Source organism: Limnobacter sp. 130, assembly GCF_902506325.1.
Taxonomy (GTDB): domain Bacteria; phylum Pseudomonadota; class Gammaproteobacteria; order Burkholderiales; family Burkholderiaceae_B; genus Limnobacter.
Map to the genome: position 1 here is coordinate 1,455,027 of NZ_LR732328.1, position 16,003 is coordinate 1,471,029.

Below are 16,003 nucleotides of genomic sequence, written 5' to 3' on the forward strand. Positions count from 1 at the left end.
GGCTAGAGCAACAACAGCAAACGGTTGGGGCTTTGATTCTGGCCAGCTTGGTACACAAAACGCTGTGACACCATGCGCATGAATGCCAGACCCATTCCGCCCTCGGGCAAATCGCCAAGACTAAGATCGTCTTGAAACGAATGCTCTTGGTGCATTTTGCTCAACACCTGCTGCGGTATGCAGTTGCCCAGGTCTTCAATCAATACGCCCACACCCTGCTGAAAAGCAAGCACTGTGAGTTGCACAGGCTCGGGACGTTTGCCTTGAAATCCGTGCAGCATGACGTTGGTCAGCGCCTCGGACACAACCAGATCCGTGTTGTAACAAACTTCCTCGGAGTAGGCCAACTCTTCAACGAAGGTTCGCACGGCACGGCTTAACACACCGATATTGACCGTATCAGCCACTGCACTGAAAGCTATGTAGTTCAGAAACTCGCCTAACTTGAGCGCTTTCTCATGCGAATCAAACTCGTCCTTGGCAGTCAAACCCGTTTGAACGAATTCGTCGGCAAGTTCTGAAATCCGACTGAACGATAATTCTGTGCGTTGCACGTCAAAACTTTCGCGCCACTGAATTCCGAGCAGGCACAAATCCCCATCAGCACCCTCTTCTTGTTGTCCTGAATCGAGCAATCGCGAAAACTCCCGAGTCAGCACATGCCCTTGGCTGTCATCCAGCAACACCGATTGCTGCCAAACCTGTGGCTTGGGCACACCCAAGGTGTTCGCACATTCTTGCGGATAAAAATACAGGCGACTGCCTGGTGCAATAACACCCTGGTAAATGATTTGTCCAAGCCCTGGGGCTTGGGCCGGCTCGCCCTGAGAACCAAAAAAAGCAGGCGCCAGCCCTGGCTGTGCCATGACCATGGTCCAATCGCCAATGCCGGCCACCAGCAATGTGCCTTGGTCCAGATTGATCAAACCATACAGGAGGTCGAACTGGGGTGGCTCATCTTTCAGGGACGGAGAAATACTCGCAAGCTGGGACAGCACCTGCTCGGGACTTGCCAAATAGCGTCGAATCTTGGAACTGGTTTCTTCGATAGGAAACAATACACGCGTGGCTCGGGCCATGGAAAACCAGCGTGCAAGTGCCATGGTTTGCAACGCGGTTGCCGTGTCTTGCCCTGCCATGTTGAGCATGAAAAAGCCGTGCTCGTTGGCTTGGGTTTCAAGCAAACCCATTTGCTTGCCACACACATAGCCATGAGGTTGGTAGATCGTTTGAATCGCAAACGGCCAAGGTTCTTGTTTGCTTTTGGGTAACAAGGCACGCTGAATGCGGGACACTTCCCGCATGTCGCGCTGCAATGCTTCATACAACTGACTGAGCTCTGTGTGCCTGCGCTCAAGGCCTGTGTGCAAGTCCGCGATTCGCTCGGCGGTTTGCAGCCGCACCTTTAACTCGCCCGGGTTGACCGGTTTGGTCATAAAGTCATCGGCACCCACGCGCAAACTGTTCAACAAATCATCGCGACTGGCATAGCCAGTAATCATGATGATGTAGGTGTACGCATTCTGTTTCTGGGCACGCACCTGCTCGCAAAGCTCAATGCCGCTCATGCCGGGCATGTCCCAGTCGGTCAATACAAAGTCGGGTTGATGCGTTTCAATCAGGGGCAATGCTTCGTGGCCATTTTTTGCCGAATACACGGTGTAACCCCAACTGTGCAGCATGGCCTCAAAAATTCTCAAGAAGCTTCGGGAATCATCAACGATCACAACCGACTTGCCGGCTTTCACAGGCGATGTCGCTGGGCGGCTTTCCTGAATTTCCTGAAGACGAAAAATGAGTTCGGGCACTTGTCGGTCGGCATCAACCACATCGCATTGGTCCAGCACACCGGGACGCGGGGCCAACATCAAAATGGACACATCGTCTTCGAAACCCTTTTGCTTGATGACCGAGCCGCCCCAATGTTGAACACGCATCTGGATGCGCTCGGGCAATTCGGACCAGCGCCCCTGACTGCTTTGCTGATTGACAAACTCCAGCAACCGTTCTTCTCCAAATGCTTCGGAGCTGGTCGAGAGCACCTCGGTCACGCCATCGGAGTAAAGAATCAAAGAGTCATCGTCGCCCAAAGTCAGCTCGATGTCTTCGAAATCATCAAGATCGAATAAGCCGACGGGATAACCCCCACCACCCAACACAGTGGCTGTGTTTCCTTTTGATAACAGAAGCGGAGACGGGTGACCGGCCTGGCACAGGGAGACATTGCGGTTTGCCGTGTTAAACACACCGTAGATCATGGTGAAATACGACAGGTCAGACTCGGTTTGCTGAAACAGTCGATTCAGACGCGCCACCACATCGCGTGGTTTGGAAACCATCCGTTGTCCGTCGCTGCCCAAACGCCCTTCGAAAACGATACTGGTGTTGGAACGGTCGGCAAACATTTGAACCAGTTGCATGGATTTGACCGCTGCCGGAATGCCATGACCAGACACATCGAGCAGGTAAAAACCATACACGTCGCGCTGCAATTCAAAAACCTGCAGGTGATCGCCCGACACATATTTGGAAGGCACAGACAGCCACTGGTAATTCAGCCCCTGAAAGGGACTTTGCGCCTCGGGCAGAAAACTGCGCTGCAAGCCAGAGACCGCACGCAGATCTTGTGCAATTACTTCGTGCGCATGCGCCAGTTCATTGGTTTTCCGGGTCAGTTGAGCTTGAAGCTCGATTCGACGCACAGCGGACTGCAGCCGTGCCTCAAGTTCATTGCCATCAACAGGCTTTGCGAGTACGTCATCGGCACCGGCATCCAGCGCCTTGATGAGAAACTCTTCATCATTCTGGGCTGACATCAAAATAATGTAGGTGTACTGCCCCAAGTCGAGTTGGCGTAAAGCCACACACAACTCGGTGCCCTGCATACCCGGCATTTGCCAGTCCGCAAGCACCAACTGAAAACGGTCACGTTCAATCAGTTCGATCGCTTCCTGACCGCTGGCTGCAAACTCAACCGGATAACCCCACTTGGCCACCATGTGAACGAAGAGGTTTCGCTCAACCACCGAATCATCAACAACCAGAATTCGGGGTAGCTGCTTATTGAGGTCGTGTTCTGTCACAGTGGCTCAAGCCTGCTGTAAAAAGGCAACAGCTTTGGGCATGTCATCCAGCAAGGAAAACTGGCGATCCATTCGGGATAGCTCGAACATCATTCGCACGGATTTGTTCATGCCAACCACGGCCAACTTGCCCTGGTGGTTGGTGATGTTTTTGAGCAAAGCAACCAAAGAACCCAAACCACCAGAGTCCACCAGTTTGACAGCCCCAATGTCCAAAGCAAATTTTCGGGTGGTGTCCAGTTTGGATACCACCGCGTTGCGGATGATTGTTCCCACCGCGCTGTCCAATCGAACTGCGTCTACGCGCAGCAAGAAAATATCCCCCACCTCTTCTGTCGAAACCATATTGTTCGCCCTAAACTGTTAATTCTCTTTTCTAAAAGTGTGCGCTTTTCGGCACTTCACGCGATAATTGTATAAAACAAGCTCTACAAAATGAGCATATACAAAAACAATAGGATAACGTGTTAACTAATGATTCATATTTTTTAAAGATTGACAAATATTAATCAAAATTAACACGTGCAATGATCAGATCAGGTCAATATTTAAAGCCTGTTCTTACAACCAAGCAGACCAGCGACCCCACTTATGCGACACATACTTTATCTAGCCTTTGCCCTATTTTGCCTGACTGGCCACGCCCAAGAAAGCGCTGAAGCCAATACCTTAGTGGCTAATGTGGAAGGCACAGCAGCGATAGAGCGTAGCCGAACCCTGACTTTTACCGAGATGGGACAGCCCAACGGGGTCCGCTTGAGTGGTATTAACCGCTTTGTTGATTTGAATTCCGGTATTCGGCTGGACGAATTGGTGACTCGCGCCAATCTGAGTTTGCGTGTGCTGTACCCCCAAGGAATGCGACACGATCAGTCGTTTGTGCGCGTGTACGTGAACAACCAGCTTTCGGGTATTTCTCAACTGAGCGTGGCAAGGGCTGGTGTACCACACACGATAAATATTGAACTGGATCCGCTGCTGTTTTCCGATTTTGCGACAGTGCGGATTGAATACGACGGTACTTACGACAGTGAATGCGTAGACCCGGGTAACCCAACCCTGCGCCTTGACATGCGCCCCGAAAGCACACTGACGATTGGCTCAACACCATTGAACCTGGTGAATGATCTGGCCTTGTTGCCAGCACCCTTTTTTGATCCCCGCGACAACCGCAAACTAAAACTGCCATTGGTTTTACCACTGGAGCAAACCGAAACAAGCATGAAGGCAGCCGGTATTCTGGCCTCTTGGATGGGAGCCCAGGCCTTTTACCGACAGGCTGAGTTTGATTTGCTTGAAACGGCGTCGAGCACCCGACACACCATCATTTTGACCAAAGGCAAGAAAATGCCTGAGGGTATGAGTGAGGCGGACATTGAAGGCCCATCACTCATGATTGTGAGCGCCAAAGAAAACCCATGGATCAAACACCTTTACGTGATGGGCCGTACTGACGAGGAGTTGTTGCAGGCCGTGTACGGTTTGGTGATTGAAGGCCAGGTGCTCAGTGGACAGAAAGCCTTGGTCAAAAAAGTAGACCTGGGGGCGCCACGAAAGCCCTATGACGCACCACGCTATGTGCCCACCAACCGACCAGTGCGCTTTGGCGAATTAATCGACTTTCCGGGTCAACTTGAAGTCAGCGCAGACAAACCGCGTGCTGCGATCAATTTGCGCCTTCCGCCCGATTTGTTCAGCTGGGCAGGTCGCAATATCCCGATGGATTTGAAGTACCGGTACACAGCACCTTCCCGCTGGAATGATTCACTGTTGAACATTGAAATCAATAATTCCCTGATTCAATCCTTCCGCCTGGCACCACGATCCGAGCAGGTACAAAACAAAATCAATATTGATTTGTTGGGCCAGGCCGAACTGACCAGCGAAGAAGCCTTGCAAATCCCGGCCTTCAGGGTGGGCGGCAACAACGAGCTGGCATTTGCTTTCGGATTCATGGCTGAGGGCGGTGGCGCGTGCACACGGGTATCACAAGTGGCGCGCGGTTCGATTGATCCAGAATCCACCGTGGATTTTTCCAACTTGCCCCACTACACCCGCATGCCGAACCTGACCGCGTTTGCCAACGGCGGTTACCCATTCAGCATCATGGCTGACTTGTCAGATACTGCAATTGTTTTGCCAGCAAACCCTACGCCGCTTGAAATTCGCTCGTACCTGAACGTGATGGGCTTGTTTGGTCAGTGGACAGGTCTGCCTGCCACACGCACCAGCCTGATTGTCTCGGACAAACCCGAGGGTATTGGCAGCAAAAACTGGCTGGCCTTGGGCACCAGCGAACGCCTGAGCTGGCTGGATTCCGCAAGTAAAAACCTGCCAATGGTACTCAATGAAACCGAGCGGAGCATGGGCCTGCCCCCCGCCATTCAATGGCTGAAAGGTTTGTGGCAAAGCGACTCTGAATTGCAACCCAGCAACAATGCACGCGCCTTGATTCAAACGGCAGGCTCATTGGGCGCAATCATGGGGTTTGAATCACACCTGGCACCCAAAAAAGCCGGGGTGGTGATTACAGGCACCGATCAGGACAGTTTCGAGCGCGCCGTGGCTGCTTTGTCCGATTACGGCGATGTGGCAAAAATCAAAGGCAGTGTGAGCCTGATTCGTGGTGATGACATACAAAGCTACAGCTTGGGCGAAACCTACATTAGCGGTGCACTGCCTTGGTGGTTGCGTTTGCGAATTGCGTTTTCCGAATACCCGGCCCTGATCGCTGTAGGCGGAGCGCTGGCTGGGGTCATTTTGGCGATACTCGCATTCGGCTGGTTGTCTGGCCGGGCTTCGCGCCGCACAAAAGGCAGTTGAACATGGCCTTGTGGCGTCAATTGCTCAAACGCCTGGGGCTCGGCGCCACGCTGATTGTGGCCTCCGCATGCAGCGCTGCGCCAGCGCAGTCGTGGCCCGCTTGGGAAGGCTTTAAAAGCGCTTTTGTCAGCGAAGACGGGCGTGTGATCGATCGCAGCCAGGAAGACTTGCGCACGGTGTCTGAAGGGCAGTCTTACGCCCTCTTTTTTGCATTGGTTGCCCAAGATCAAAAAACGTTCGACGCCATATTGGAATGGACTGAGAACAACCTGAGCGCTGGTGACATGGGTAAGCAGCTGCCTGCCTGGATTTGGGGAAAGCAGGGGGACTCGTGGGGCGTGATCGATGCCAACAGTGCTTCAGACGCTGACCTGTGGATCGCTTATGCGCTGCTGGAAGCCAGCCGGGTGTGGTGCCACACACCTTATGCTGACAAAGCCCGCGCCCTGGGCGAACTGATCCTGAACAAAGAAAGCATGGAAGTAAGTGGCCTGGGTTTGAGCCTGTTGCCGGGTCACACCGGATTTGTGCTGGACAACGGTGCGGTTAAACTCAACCCCAGCTACGTACCGCCTTTCATGATGGCCCGCTTTGCCAATGCCTGGGCGGACGACACCCGCTGGTCGCAAATTTACCTGGCCAGCCAACAATTGCTGCTTGAAACTGGCAAAACAGGCAGTTATCCCGATTGGGTGCTATACAACAACGGTGCAATGAGCCTTCCCGAGGACGAGCAACGTGGCGATTACGATGCCATACGCACCTACCTGTGGATTGCCATGACCAGTAAAAACGACCCCACCGTCGCAGCATTGTTGAAACAACTTTCTCCCATGGCGGCACTGCTGCTGAAACGACAGAACATGCCAGAATGGTTTGAACCAATGAATGGAAAGTTTTCTGGTGAACGTGGGCCTGCCGGTTTTCAAGCGGCGATGGCCCCGTTTCTGCAAACAATCGGCATGCCCGAACTTGCGAAAAAATTTCACGCGCAAAGCCTGAAAACTTCAAACCAGGAAGCATGGCTAAAGTACGGCTATTACAACGGCGCACTCAGCCTTTTTGGGCAAGGCTATATGGATGGCTTGTATCGATTCAACACCTTGGGCGAATTCATGCCGCGTGGCAAAGAGGTTAAAAGCTGTGGCTAAGTGCAAAAAAAATCCAAGTCTGCGGACCTGCGCACTCGCATTGGCCATTCAAGCCTGTTTTGTAGCAATGCCCTTGGCAATTGCAGGGCAAGCCCATGCCAATGTGGATACACAGCAAACCAATATTCGTGCACTAAGCGACAAAGGGGTTTACTGGTATGAGCGTTTCCGGTTCGATCTGGCAGCACAGTCGTTCAACAAAATACTGTTGATTGAGCCCACCAATGCGTCTGCCCTGCGCTGGCAAGGTTTAATCGATATCGCACGCGGCGACGTACAGGCCGCCAACATTTGGCTTGGCAAACTACAGCTGGTGCATGGCAACACCCGGTTTTCCATTGAACTGCAACAGGCAATTACACTGGCTTCAGACAAGCGGCAGCAATTCGCCGAGTTACGTTACCTGGCCGACAGCGAGCAAATTCCACCCAACCTGCCACAGCGACTTCAGCAGTTGTTGCCACAGCCACCATTGGGTGAGGCCGCTGTGCAAATATATCGCCTGATGAACCGCACAGCCGAGGGCAGAGCATATGCTCGCAGACAAGTGGCTGAGCTGGCCAAACAGTACCCGGATGACCGACGTTACAAAACACTATTGGCCGAACTGGGCGGTGTTGCTGGCAATACACTTGCACAATCACCCGCATCCGGTAGTGCTCGCCCCACCCGTCGACCAAACAATGTGGCACGGACAAACGCAGCACCGGTTAAGCAAGCTGAACCCGCAATACCCGAGGTACAAGCACAAGCCACTCCGGTGTTGTCTGACTTTGAGCAAGGACAACAACTGGCTGACCAGGCACAAAAACAGATTGATCAAGGCAACAAAAACGAAGCGGCACGGCTGCTTCAAAACGCGGTGGACCTGAACCCGGGCTACCCGTGGTTTCGGTATGACCTGGCCACCCTGCTGGATGACCAAGGAGATACGGGCAGCAAGCAGGCTGCACAACGAATTATGGATGAAGGCCTGGCCCTTGAAAAAGGACAGGAAATGCGATTTGCTGCGGCACTGCTGGCCGCCCGCCAAAACCGCAATGAAGAAGCCGTTGCATTGATCAACGCGGTGCCCCGCGAGAACTGGACAGAAGGCATGAGCGCGCTTGAAAAACGTGTGCAATATGGCCAGTACCTCGATGGACTGCGCGCACAAGAAAGGAACGGCCAGTTCAATGCACTGGCAAGCTCAATTGGTGCAACACCAAAGTGGCGCGCTGAACCCGAGGTGCAGGCACTGGAACAAGGCCTTCAGCGCAAACGTCAGGTACGGCTGCGTATGTCCTACGAGAACGCGATTATCGATGGGGATGAAGGTGTGTCCAGAATCGATAGCGATGAAATTCCTTTGCAACTGGATTTGCCGCTCGATTTTGAGCGCACCCTGTTTTTACGCGCGGACACATTGAACGCGAATTCTGGCCGGGTGAACCCAGCCACCGCCAGCAACTTTGCAAAATTGGGCACCACATTGCCCACCGACCCAGCCATTGCCAATAACCGGCTGGACCAGAATTACAAAGGCCACGTGGTGGGTGTGGGCGTACAAACCGAGCAATACCGGGTGGATGTAGGTACCACCGTGGGCGACTACCCGGTCAATGACTGGGTGGGTGGTGTGCAGTGGAGTACCAATGTGGGAGCGGGTTCATTGCGACTTGAGCTGGCCAGGCGCATGGTCAACGGCAGCGTACTGTCGACCACTGGCGCTATCGACCCGTTGACCGGCGAAACCTGGGGTGGCGCAAGGCGCAACGGTATTAGCGCGGTGTATTACCAGGCATTTGACTCCACACTCGACTTTGTGGGCATTGCACGCGCCAACCTGATTACCGGCAAAAATATTCCGGACAATACCGAGTACAACCTGCAAGGCATTGTGGGCAAAACCGTGTTTCAACGCCCTGGGCATGAAGTGGAAATTGGTGCGTCGCTGTTTTTGTGGTCGTTCGAGAAAAACCTGCGCTTTTACACCTTCGGCCAAGGTGGCTACTACAGTCCACAGGCGTTTGGATCATTGACCTTCCCCATCACCTGGACTGGCACCATGAATGGTTGGTCCTGGCAGGCTCAAGCACGTGTGGGCGCCAGTGAGTCACGCGAAGACGACACTGCCCTTTACCCACTCAACCCGGAACTGGCTGCTGCAGCTGCCGCGCAAGGCAACCCGACCTTGCAGACTGGCGGCCCAGGTGGGGGCACCAGCACGGGTTTGCGCCTTGCACTTGAACGCCAGGTATTGAAAAACTTTGTGGTGGGCGGTTACTTTGAAATTGACCGCTCTGAAGGTTACAACCCCGACAGATTACAGTTGTATGCGAAATATTCGTTTGGTGATTTTTTCGAACTGAGTGTGCCGCCCGAGGGTGTAACACCCTACTCGAGGTTTTGAATGATTGACTTGCCCAAGCCCGGAGCCTACGTTGTGCGAGCACCCCATGCGAATCACTTTTCGCAGGGCCTGGTGCAACACTGGCTGGACTCGCAAGAAGAGACGCCATTCAAATCTTGCTTGTGGTTGACCGCAAGCCCAAAAAACGAGGTCCGCAGTTTTCTGGAACCCTACCTGCTTACACGCACAGGCGCTCCGAAAGGACTTGATGTGGTGTCAGTTCGAAATTTGTGGCCCAAAGGACATACAAAAAACGGCATTCGACAGCTGTGCCGCTCGCTCAACACCTTGTGCGTGCTCAAGCCTGCACTGGTTATTATTGACCATGCCGAGCTTTGGTTTAATGACAATGCTGAACCCGTGAGCCGACAAAACCCGCTGGCGCAAATGCGCTTGCTGCACCAATGGGCTCACCACGCACAAGCGCATGTGGTGACCACGGTGCAAGGCGACCTGCCAGAATGGAGCACCTTCGCAGATGGACTTGCCGATGTCAGCGACCATGGTGAATTTGAGTTTCGCCCTTGGTGGCCCACACAGTGGGGCCTGCAAACCAACTTGTGGAATGACCCCACCAGGTTTTCGAAGCTGCCCATACACCATGTGTTGGACAGCCGTGTATTTGGCAGCCTGAAACAACTGGCACAAACCTGCCATCGCCTTCGCTTTGACACCAACGAGCTACACGGAATTCATGTACAGGCACGCGGCGAAATGAGCGCTCAAGACGCATCGGTATTGCTTCGCATGGGTGCCGACACCGTGTGGCTGCAAGAAGAAAACATTGAAACCTGGTTGGGCATTACGGCGATGCAGCTTCACAAACCCACGCTGATTCAGCCTGCAACAGAGAATCACCAGAACACGTTTGCCCGCGACTTGCATGAAGTATTCATGCCTGGGCTTTTAACGGTGGTGGCCAACCCCACTTTTGCTGCGCAGGGTTTGATGATGTTGCAATTGTCCAAACAGTGGTCCATGCATTGCACGCTGACACGCCTTTCCCTGATGCGCCACATGACTGCGCAAACTGCTCTGCGACTGGCCAACTGGTCGCAAGCCACCTGCGTATTCACAGCCACCCGAGAGGCCATTTACCTATTGAAAGTGTGGGTCAGCGAACCCGATGACACTAGCTACCGCAATTGGCTTGAATCGTGTTTCCGGGAAAACCTGCCTGTGCTATTTAGTGGTGACATTCAATTTTTGGGCGAGGAAACCCAAAGTGAATTGCTTGCAGACTTGCACGAAGAACTTGAGCCTTTGTCGGTCGAGGACTTGATGGGTACAGACTTGAGTGAACCCGCGAAACTTGCGGAACTTTGGGACGAAACCCCCGAAGCCATGAACCAGAACAGACCATGGACCCAGCGATTGAGCAGGCTGCTTGGCGAGGAAGCGAAATGATTGTTTTTGGGCTGATCCTGAGTGGCCTTTTACTGGGTGTTTTACTTGCCATTTTGCTGGTGGGCAAAATGATGAAGAACCCGACAACCCGAATCTGGTTAAGCGACTGGGTGAACTGGAGTAACAACCAGTTGCCTGACAACTGCTATCAGTTAGTGCGGCATGGCAAGTGGATTGCCAGCCCCGATGACAAAGAGGACGCATGATCATTATTGCATTGGTCTCCCCCACCGGGGGTGCAGGGCGTACCAGCCTGGCGATCGCCGCAGCAACTCACCTCAGCATGCTGGGGCGCAATGTCACGCTAGTGCAGGCCGACCCCATCAACAACATTGAATTTCAGCTGGGTTACGCCAGCCGCAGCGCGCGTGGTCTTGCCCATGTCATTTTGCAAGACGAACCACTTGAGCGTGTGGTGAACACCAGCAATGCCGGTTTCAAGCTGTTGCCGTTTGGTGAAATTTCCATGACCCAACAACTGGCCATTGATCGCGTGCTGATGGAGCAACCCCAACGCCTGAGCGAGCTGTTTCAAAAAGATGAATTTGCTGACGACGCGGTGGTGATAATCGACTTGCCGCGTTGGCCCACACCTTGGTGTCAGAAAGTCATGGCACTTTCTGACCTGAACCTGATTACACTGATTCCGGATTCAGCCTCCATTTTGGGTATTGATACATTGCTGCCGCACTTGCTGGAGAGCCGGGGCGCATCTTACTTTCTCATGAACCGCTTCGATTCGGCCAAAGTATTGCACCTCGATTTGTGGACATTGTGCAAAATGAAATTAAGCCACCGCCTGCTGCCTTTCTATTTGCATGAAGACCAGGCACTGGCCGAAAGTCTTGCAGCGGGACTGGTACTGGCAGACTATGCGCCCCGTTCACAGTTGGTTGAAGACCAACAAAAACTGTGCAACTGGATTGACTCGGAGATCGGATGAGCGCCTCGTCAAACTGGATCAACCGACTTGAGCGATTGCTTGATTTGCGGGAATTTCCAAACCTGAAAACGCGGGTGCGTTTGCTGCGCCTTTTTCAGGCACTTTGGTTGCGCCCAAACAGTTTGAACAGCGCATTCGAGGCGTCCAATGGTCGACAAGGCCGCAGCCTTCCAAGCTTCGTGTTTCATATTATTGCGGTGGCTTTGCATGATTTGCTCAGCCCGATTGCTTATCTGTTCAAGCTACTGATTCAACGCCCTTACCGGGCGGTGCGTGCCATGTTCAGCAGGCTCACCGACTACGCAGTACGCGCGGCACGGCTTGAACAGCGCATTGAAAACACCAGTCAATTTGTAGCCCGCCACAAACCATTTCGTTGGGGACTCGGCCTTTCGGCATTGGTACTTTTTTTGTTTACCGCACAAGCCTCGCTGCCCTTGGCGGGTCAATGGATTTTCATTGTGGTGTGCTACCTGTTCGCCATGTTGTTCAAACGGCTACCCGAGCGATTCGCCAACCTGTGTTTGATGGCGTTGACCATGCTGCTATTGGCCCGCTATGTGTTTTGGCGTTTTACAAGTTCTCTTGATCTTGAAAGCGGCGCAGAAATTTTCTTGGGCTACACGCTGGTTGCCGCCGAGGCTTACACCTGGGTCATCCTGATTTTTGGTTTTATTCAAACAGCCTGGCCGCTAAAACGCAAACCCATGCCACTGGAACTCAATTTGAGTGACTGGCCCACGGTGGACGTGTTCATCCCCAGTTACAACGAGCCCTTGTCAGTGGTGCGTCCAACGGTGTATGCCGCAAAGGGACTGGACTGGCCGCTTGAAAAAATCACGGTCTATATTCTGGACGACGGCCACCGCCCGGCCTTTGAGGAATTCGCGAAGCAAGCCGGCGTGGAGTACATTTCCCGCCCGGACAACTCGCATGCCAAGGCGGGCAATATCAACTATGCATTGAAGCACACCCACGGCCAGTACGTTGCAATTTTCGATTGCGACCACATTCCCACGCGCTCGTTTTTGCAAACCAGCATGGGCTGGTTTAGCCGCGACCCCAAGTGCGTACTGGTGCAAACGCCACACCACTTTTTCTCGGCGGATCCGTTCGAGCGCAACTTCAATTCATTTCGGCAAATGCCCAACGAAGGATCGCTGTTTTACGGCTTGATTCAAGACGGCAACGACTACTGGAATGCCTCGTTTTTCTGCGGCAGTTGTGCTGTCATTGAGCGCAAAGCCCTGCTGGAAGTGGGTGGTATTGCGGTAGAAACAGTGACTGAAGATGCTCACACCGCCTTGAAACTGCACAGCCTGGGTTACAACAGCGTGTACCTGAACAATATTCAGGCGGCGGGCCTGGCCACGGAAACACTGGCGGGTCACATTGGTCAGCGTATTCGCTGGGCGCGCGGCATGGCGCAAATTTTCCGCACTGACAACCCCATGTTCAAAAAGGGTTTAAGCGTGTTTCAACGCATTTGCTACTCCAATGCAATGCTGCACTTTTTCTACGGTATTCCACGCATGATCTTTTTGATCATGCCAATGGCTTACCTGTTTTTCGAACAGCACCTGATCAATGCGGCGGCGGTCACGATTCTCAGTTACGCCTTGCCCCAATTGATTATTTCCAGCTACACCAACTCGGTCATACAGGGCAAATACCGACGGTCGTTTTGGTCGGAGGTCTATGAAACCGTGTTGTCTTGGTACATTATTTTGCCAACAACACTGGCCTTTATTAATCCGAAGCTGGGCAAGTTCAACGTGACTTCCAAAGGCGGCCTGATCGAGAAAAGCTATTTCGATTCCAACATTGCAAAACCCTATTTGATCCTGCTGTTGATCAATTTGCTTGGATTCTCCGTGGGTTTACTTCGGCTGTTTGTGTTCAACACCCATGAAACTGGCACCGTGATCATGAACCTGCTTTGGTGCGGTTTTAACCTGGCAATTTTGGGTGCTGCCGTGGGTGTGGCCACCGAGTCGGTACAGCAGCACGTACACCATCGCGTGCGCATGGTTATGCCAGCTTTCCTTAAACTGCCAGGCGGCTACACGGTGAGCTGTTACACCGAGGAGTATTCTGCCGCAGGCCTGACTTTGGCCGTGGCCGACACTGCGGGCATCAGCGAGTTCAGCCAGGTACAGGTTGGATTGCACCGGGGCGACCGGGAATTTCTGTTTCCTGCAAAAATTCATTTCACGGAAAGTGGGCATGTTGAAGCCTTGTTCACCAACCTGACTCCCGAACAGGAAACACAATTGATTCAGTGCACATTTGGACGAGCCGACGCCTGGCTGAACTGGCAAGAGGACCAGACACGTGATCGCGCGCTGGGCGGCCTGAAAGACGTATTCGCCAAAGGCATGATTGGTTATGTGCGCCTGTTTGCCTGGCTCAAAGGTGGTGCAGTTGGCCTGGGCAATCGCCTGATGGGCAACAAAAACCAAACCGAAAAGTGGGAGAACTAGGGCCATGTTGTTGTGGAACCTGTACTTCCTGATCAAGTTTGGCCTGCACTTTGCGGGGCAACTGACGCTCAGCCCACTGTGGAACCTGGGATTGTTTGCCCTGTTGATTGCCACCAACCCCGCAGCCTACCAAAACAAACAACTGATGAAGGTGCTGCGCTACCTGGTATTTACAGGCCCGGCAATTGCCTTGTTGCTGCATGAATTGGGCTTGGTGGTGTCACTGGCTTTGGTTGATCAAATCAAGGCGCTGTTCGGCTTCTCGCTTGACTACCTGTGGGAATTGCTTAAACGCACCATTCAACCCTGGATGCTGTGGGGGGCATTGCTCGGATTCATGGTGATTCGGGTATTGGATCGTTATATACGAATCAGCAGTTGGGTGGGCTTTGGGCTTTTGGCCATGCTCGGAATTCAGGCGCTGCCTTTTATTCAGAAACAAACTCAAACCAGTGATGCGGTGGCCTTGCGGGAAGCTCAAATTCAACCCCGCGAAAACCTGTCACCGGCTGAGTTTTTGGCGCTGGGCCAGGTGGACTTTCAAAAACTGCGCGTGGCGCGTGACCAGGAAAGCCCAACCAAATTGCGTGACAATGCCTATGATGGTGCAGGACCAGGCGCGGTGCTTGCCGGCTTTTTTGATCGACAGCGCACTGTTGCGCTGGCCCCTTTCTCACCTGTGTCTGGCCCCGATTTTGATGTAATCGTGCTGCAAATCTGCTCACTGTCCTGGGCCGACCTGCAATACGCCAAGCAGGGCCAGCACCCCACCATCCGGCAAGCTGATTTTGTGTTTGAGAACTTCAACTCGGCCACCAGTTATTCTGGCCCTGCTGCCATTCGCCTGTTGCGCGGCAAGTGTGGCCAAACGCCGCACGACGCACTTTACAGCGCGGCCAACAGCAGTTGCATGTTGTTTGAGCAACTGCGAAATGTGGGTTTTGAAGTGGCGATGGGTTTAAATCACAATGGAAAGTTTCAGGATTTTTCAAAACTCGTCAAAACCAACCTCGGCGGCAAAGTCACCGAGCTGGTTGCCCATGACGAAGTGCCTGCGGGGGTGCAAGCCTTTGACGGTTCCCGCGTGGGGCGCGATGGCGATTATCTGCGCGCATGGTGGAACAAACGCGTTCAACAAAGCGGGCCCGCTGTGGCTTACTACTACAACAGCATTACCTTGCATGATGGCAACCGTTTGCCCAACAGCAACTTGAACAGCCTGAACAGTTACCCTTTGCGCCTTGAGCGGATGCTGAACGACATTCAATCTGTATTGGGTGAAATTCGTCGCAGTGATCGCAAAGCCTTGGTGGTTGTAGTACCCGAGCACGGCGCCGGGCTGACCGGTGAATTCGGTCAACTGGTGGGGCTTCGCGAGTTGCCAACACCTGCCATTACGAAGGTGCCTGTGTTCGGTTACTGGGTTGCGCCCGGATACACACCGGCAAGCACAGGCCCCGTCACAGTGAAGCAATCGGTAAGCTACACCGCACTCAGCGAATTGTTGGTGCGGTGGCTGGCACAACCACTGGAACAGCAACTAAAACCCACTTGGCCCGTGTTGCTAAGCGATTTGCCCGATACCCGCTTCGTGTCCCAGCAAGGCAATATCACGGTGATGGAAAGTCAGGGTGCTTATTGGATCAAAGCGCCTGGTGCGGCCTGGAAAATGCTGGGCCCGGTTCAAACCATTGCGGCCAGCAACTGAAGGGGAAAAAAGC

The 16,003-nt window shown here is 53.3% G+C and carries 10 protein-coding genes; 8 read left to right on the plus strand and 2 right to left on the minus strand.

Annotation, left to right across the window (positions count from 1 at the left end; genetic code table 11):
• Nucleotides 1-2: 2 nt before the first annotated feature.
• A complete protein-coding gene (locus tag FRIGORI9N_RS06980) occupies nt 3-3,083 on the minus strand; it encodes a response regulator (protein WP_159569079.1) in 3,081 nt (1,026 codons plus the stop codon).
• Nucleotides 3,084-3,089: 6 nt separating this feature from the next.
• Nucleotides 3,090-3,428 carry an STAS domain-containing protein gene (locus tag FRIGORI9N_RS06985; RefSeq protein ID WP_159569080.1) on the minus strand — a complete coding sequence of 113 codons (339 nt, stop codon included), beginning with the start codon at nt 3,426-3,428 and terminating at the stop codon, nt 3,090-3,092.
• A gap of 327 nt (nt 3,429-3,755) precedes the next feature.
• On the opposite strand from FRIGORI9N_RS06985, the gene bcsB reads away from it, so the two are divergent.
• The 8 genes from bcsB to bcsG are packed head-to-tail and all read left to right on the plus strand — an operon-like array spanning nt 3,756 to nt 15,990.
• Nucleotides 3,756-5,906 (plus strand): cellulose biosynthesis cyclic di-GMP-binding regulatory protein BcsB, encoded by a 2,151-nt coding sequence (gene bcsB / locus FRIGORI9N_RS06990; RefSeq protein ID WP_159569081.1) that lies wholly within the window; start codon nt 3,756-3,758, stop codon nt 5,904-5,906.
• 2 nt (nt 5,907-5,908) lie between these two features.
• On the plus strand, nt 5,909-7,057 hold the full coding sequence (bcsZ, locus tag FRIGORI9N_RS06995; RefSeq protein WP_159569082.1) for a cellulose synthase complex periplasmic endoglucanase BcsZ: 1,149 nt from the start codon (nt 5,909-5,911) through the stop codon (nt 7,055-7,057).
• Nucleotides 7,050-9,449 carry a cellulose synthase subunit BcsC-related outer membrane protein gene (locus FRIGORI9N_RS07000; RefSeq protein WP_159569083.1) on the plus strand — a complete coding sequence of 800 codons (2,400 nt, stop codon included), beginning with the start codon at nt 7,050-7,052 and terminating at the stop codon, nt 9,447-9,449. The genes bcsZ and FRIGORI9N_RS07000 overlap by 8 nt, the downstream gene beginning before the upstream one ends.
• On the plus strand, nt 9,450-10,856 hold the full coding sequence (locus FRIGORI9N_RS07005; RefSeq protein ID WP_159569084.1) for a hypothetical protein: 1,407 nt from the start codon (nt 9,450-9,452) through the stop codon (nt 10,854-10,856).
• Nucleotides 10,853-11,062, plus strand: coding sequence for a hypothetical protein (locus FRIGORI9N_RS07010; protein WP_159569085.1), 210 nt, complete (start codon nt 10,853-10,855; stop codon nt 11,060-11,062). Before FRIGORI9N_RS07005 ends, FRIGORI9N_RS07010 begins: the two co-directional genes overlap by 4 nt.
• On the plus strand, nt 11,059-11,799 hold the full coding sequence (bcsQ, locus tag FRIGORI9N_RS07015; protein ID WP_159569086.1) for a cellulose biosynthesis protein BcsQ: 741 nt from the start codon (nt 11,059-11,061) through the stop codon (nt 11,797-11,799). Before FRIGORI9N_RS07010 ends, bcsQ begins: the two co-directional genes overlap by 4 nt.
• A complete protein-coding gene (gene bcsA, locus FRIGORI9N_RS07020) occupies nt 11,796-14,282 on the plus strand; it encodes a UDP-forming cellulose synthase catalytic subunit (RefSeq protein ID WP_159569087.1) in 2,487 nt (828 codons plus the stop codon). The genes bcsQ and bcsA overlap by 4 nt, the downstream gene beginning before the upstream one ends.
• A gap of 4 nt (nt 14,283-14,286) precedes the next feature.
• Complete coding sequence (gene bcsG, locus FRIGORI9N_RS07025) at nt 14,287-15,990, plus strand: cellulose biosynthesis protein BcsG (protein WP_159569088.1); 1,704 nt, start codon at nt 14,287-14,289, stop codon at nt 15,988-15,990.
• The last annotated feature ends 13 nt before the right edge of the window (nt 15,991-16,003 follow it).